This is a genomic window from Caecibacter sp. AF58-12pH5A (genome assembly GCF_027681725.1).
GTDB classification, from domain to species: domain Bacteria; phylum Bacillota; class Negativicutes; order Veillonellales; family Megasphaeraceae; genus Megasphaera; species Megasphaera hominis.
Window position 1 is genome coordinate 1 of record NZ_JAQDBC010000067.1, and the last position, 4506, is coordinate 4506.

Consider the following 4506-nt stretch of genomic DNA (forward strand, 5'->3'; position numbering starts at 1 on the left):
AAGTGCGTAAGTTAGTAAATTGGTTACCGGTAACTTACACACTTCATTTTACACTCCCATTCGTCTATTCCAAACTGCATCCTGCCACAATATTCCACCAAAATTTAAATAATGTAAGCCCACAATCATAATCATTGTTATGATTCGTAAAGCTTCAATTCCTATTAAATCATGCGTATGAGATCCCATAAAATTACCTCTCCAATAATACCTCAATTTGCAGCACTAGGATTTTCTATTACAAACTTTTCTAACTCCGCTCACCACTTTGTTTTTTTCATCATTTGACATGGAAAAACAGAATATTCCAGCTATGTAAATGATGGTATAGACAAGAATTTTTGATATAAATATAATAATAGAATGTGATGCAAAAATCAAATTTCCTATGTAGCCAATTATTAAACAAAGCCCTACGGTAATAGAAATGTGCAGCATTTCATTCCAAAATCTGCGAATATCCAGGTGAATTTGTTTGGCATAGAACCAGTTCATCGCCAGTCCATTTCCCAATACCATGGCAATCGCCGTTGCAACAGCGCAACCAATACCACCATAATAAATGCCTAAAGGAATGGCAAGACAGAGATTCAACACACCTACACAAAAATAAATCCTTGCCCTAAAAGTATATTGATTCATAGCTTGCAATATAGCCAAGCCAATATTCTGGATCAAATCAATAGTAAATGGGAGGATAATCAGAATAGTAATCCAGTAGGCATCTTCAAATCCACGTCCAGCCCAAATCTGAATAAATTGTTTGCCGAATATGATAAATCCTGTAGCTACTAATGCTAACAGATAATACTGCCAACGTCCAATCTGGATGAAGAGGTCAGATAATTTTTGAACCGGTTCTCTTTTGGCAACAATTTCTGTGACATGTGGTAAATATACGCCAGAAATAGCTGTTGAAAGAGCCATATAATTCATATAAATCAAAGAAGCAATAGAATAAACTGCTACAGCTGCGGTTCCGCTGACAATCCCTAAAATGACCTGATTCGTCTTCCAAAATACCTGGTCAATCAAACTGACAGCAAAAACGCTCAATGCTAACCGTTTAAACGAATGAAACAATTCAGAATTCCAGTAATGGTATTTGATTCTGATATGCAGTTTGAAAAAGCAATAATAAATTCTGGATATAATCAAAAATATATTGATTCCCGTCTGTACTGCAGCTACCGAAAAAGCGCTGGGATGACGTTGTAAAACCAATACAACCAGAATAGGTTGTAAAATCAACTGCAATGTTTCCAATCCTTTCAAGAAGAAGAAATGTTCATGCGCATTGATAACCGCGCGAAATATCATGGTAGACAGTGTAATCGCAATGTTGAATAAAAGAAGGATGAACATATCTTTTGCTTCCATTAACTCTGCGGCAGTCATGGAATTCCCAAAAGCCGTATCAAGGAAAAGATAACAAATTCCCCCAACAATCAGTGCCAGGCACGTTACAATGCCATATCCACGAAGAGAAATAGCCAGAATATTTTCCATGCCTTGCTCATCATCAAGGGCTTTATACTTTGTATAAAAACGAATAACCGCAGCTGTCAGGCCGAAATCCATAATACTGAAATACGCAATCAAGGACCCTATCAACTGATAGAGTCCATACTCGCTTTTGCCAATATAATGAAGTAAAATCGGAACATATAAAAAGCCGATTACGGCGTGTAATATGATATTGACATAACTCAATAAAATTCCTAATTTACGCTGATTCATGGTTCTCCTTTTTATATGTGGACAAAATCAATGCGTAACCAAGTCCCATAAGAATCCAATAACAACAAGTGATACTCATGTTATCTCCCAATCCGGAAGCCATAATCCCTGCCAATGAAATAAAGAAAAATATGCATCGTTCCCTTTCCTGCTGCTCACCAGCCAATATAATCCTTCTTATTAGCTGGAATGCTAAAAAAAGAGCAGGCAGTAAATAAATGACTAAACCAAGAATCCCCGTTTCTGCAAACCGGGCAGAATATTCACCCAATGCCGGAAAACCTGACTTCATGATTCCCTTTTCTTTCTGATTTTTTATCCAGTATTGCACTTCAGAATCTGCTCTTCCTGATTCTGATAAATAATCAGGCACATAGGCATTTCTCAATGATTTTCCAACTCCTAATATCGGATAATCTTTTCCTATAGCAATACTTGCTTCCAACATGGAAAATCGAGCCCTATTGCTTCTCTTATCCTTGCTAGTTAAGGAACCCAGGTTATCATTTATATAGGAAGCCATTTCTGTATTAGTTTCATCACCATACCCCATAGAATGCCCTTGTGGACTTCCTGGCATAAAACTTAACGAAAAAGTTGCAATAGCAAAAGTTATAAAGGAAAAAGCCACAATAAAAAACGTTCGTTTTAAAAATTGTCTTTGCCTTTTCCATAAAGAAAAGAAAATCAGAAGAATCAGTTCACCAATAAAAAGTACATTTGCCGTTCTTGCTTTTGTTAAAAAAAGTCCATAAGTAAAGATGAACATTATCAATATGAGCATAATCTTACTTTTAGCATTCTGGTTCTGACCAAATCGATACCAAAGAAAGGGCATAGCAAATGCCGAAAAAATACCATAATAAGAAGGCTCTGCAAAAAGTGACCGCAACTGCCCCTTCCATAAAAGTGGCGGCCACCAGGTTCCATTAGACTTTATGTCATGGACAATCGGATTTAGCACACATAATATATTTTCAGCAATAGGACTACCACTTAAGTAGAAGAAATCTATTATATTATACCCACAAACCAGAACGGCAGCCGTAAACACAGCTTTCGTTAAAATAGAAAAACCTTCATGTATGTCCTTTCTATACCAGGCAAAAATAAGATAAGGTAGTGCGAAGTACCAAAAAGTTTCCAAAATAAAACTTTTAATAGGGCGAGCGAACATCCAGATTTTTAATAATGACTCTGTATCTACTTGTATGCCTTTATTTAACAAAAATTGCTGAACAAGAGGCAGTTTCTCAATTTGATCTGCAGGTCCAGTCAGAATGGCTTCATAATAAGGATAGATTGCTAATCCATGCAAAAAAGACAGCATAAGAATAAAAACATAGGCTGCAATATAAATAAAAAATATTCTTTCTTCTTTATGAATTTGCAGTTCTTCCCTTTTAAAAAATGTATATCCTGAGAAAAATGCACCTACAAGGATGGGATAAAAGCTTAAATCTTTTCCTAAAAATGCACCTATGAAATTAAGTTGTAAAAGACGAGGTATATTGGGAAAAATTAGAAACAAAACTACAAAAAAGAATAATTTATTTCGTAATTGTATAGGCATGATATCCTCTTTCTATAAATTAATTAATCATTTGCACTATTTTCTGTGTTTTTTATACATATTTTTCAAAATCCCATTCAAAAAAATAAACACTCCATATAACAAAAACGCTCGATGCATTATCAAGTAATACTGCAATCGTACCTTCCATCCCATTTCAGAGGTATTCGCATTTTTACCCATCGAGCGTAATAAGTTCGAAAAATTTTTCTTAACAGAAAGGTAGCGTTGAAAAATGGAAATTTTGTCATTGATAAATTCCATTTTTATCAAGCTTGTCAACGTCATAACCACCCGATTAGGCAATTGTTTTTTTAAATAATTTGCCTGATCTATTTCTTGTAATTTTGAAAAAAATAATTCAAAATTTCTCCAATATGCCACATTATAACTCCTTGTTGCTTGTCCTTTCCGTACTACATAATAGTATAATGGTTTTTGCATGACAAACATACTGTTTATACTATATAACATTTCAAATATGGCAATTTGATCTTCACAATGAATAATTCCTTTACCAACTTCTAATGCATCCTGAACAAAACACCGCTTAAAAAGCTTTGACCAGAGAAAACCGCTCATACCAGCTAGTCTTGTACTTTTATCGTAAAGAAAATTCTTTGCCAAGAGCTGTTGAATTTTCTTCTTGTCATAATAACCTAATGCAGGGCGAATTGAAGCAGGTATCACCCGTTCATCTTTTACATCGTAGTATTGGCAGGAAACCATATCCGCCTGATACTTCTGCTGACATCGTAGCATGAGTTCTACAATTTGGGGCGAAACATAATCATCAGCATCAACAAACATAATAAATTTTCCATGGGAGTGAAGAAAACCATTCAATCTAGCTGCTGTAACTCCAACATTTTCTTGCATAATAAAGTAAATTCTCGAGTCTTTTGCTACATATTGTTTACAAACAGATGAACTATTATCAAGACTTCCATCATCTACTAAGATAATTTCAATATTTTTATAAGTTTGCAATAATAAGCTATCCAAACATTTTACTAAATACTTCTGGACGTTATACACGGGGATAATAATAGATACTAATGGTTTCGACTCTATTACTTTTTTAATCATCTATCTCACCTACCAAAAGTTAAAAAATATTTTCTATTTTAGAATGGCTCTGTCACAACAAATGGTTGATTTTGACGAGAAATAGCGTATAATAATAGTAAGAA

At 34.5% G+C, this 4506-nt stretch carries 3 protein-coding genes; all 3 read right to left on the reverse strand.

Going from position 1 to position 4506, the window contains the following annotated elements; all coding sequences use genetic code 11:
• Positions 1-225 precede the first annotated feature (225 nt).
• From PGX44_RS13680 to PGX44_RS13690, 3 genes are read right to left on the reverse strand one after another with little or no spacing between them, the layout of a single operon-like run.
• A complete protein-coding gene (locus tag PGX44_RS13680) occupies positions 226-1740 on the reverse strand; it encodes an oligosaccharide flippase family protein (RefSeq protein ID WP_498855806.1) in 1515 nt (504 codons plus the stop codon).
• Complete coding sequence (locus tag PGX44_RS13685; RefSeq protein WP_498855807.1) at positions 1727-3313, reverse strand: O-antigen ligase family protein; 1587 nt, start codon at positions 3311-3313, stop codon at positions 1727-1729. The genes PGX44_RS13680 and PGX44_RS13685 overlap by 14 nt, the downstream gene beginning before the upstream one ends.
• A 36-nt stretch (positions 3314-3349) precedes the next feature.
• Positions 3350-4402, reverse strand: coding sequence for a glycosyltransferase family 2 protein (locus PGX44_RS13690; RefSeq protein ID WP_498855808.1), 1053 nt, complete (start codon positions 4400-4402; stop codon positions 3350-3352).
• Positions 4403-4506 lie beyond the last annotated feature (104 nt).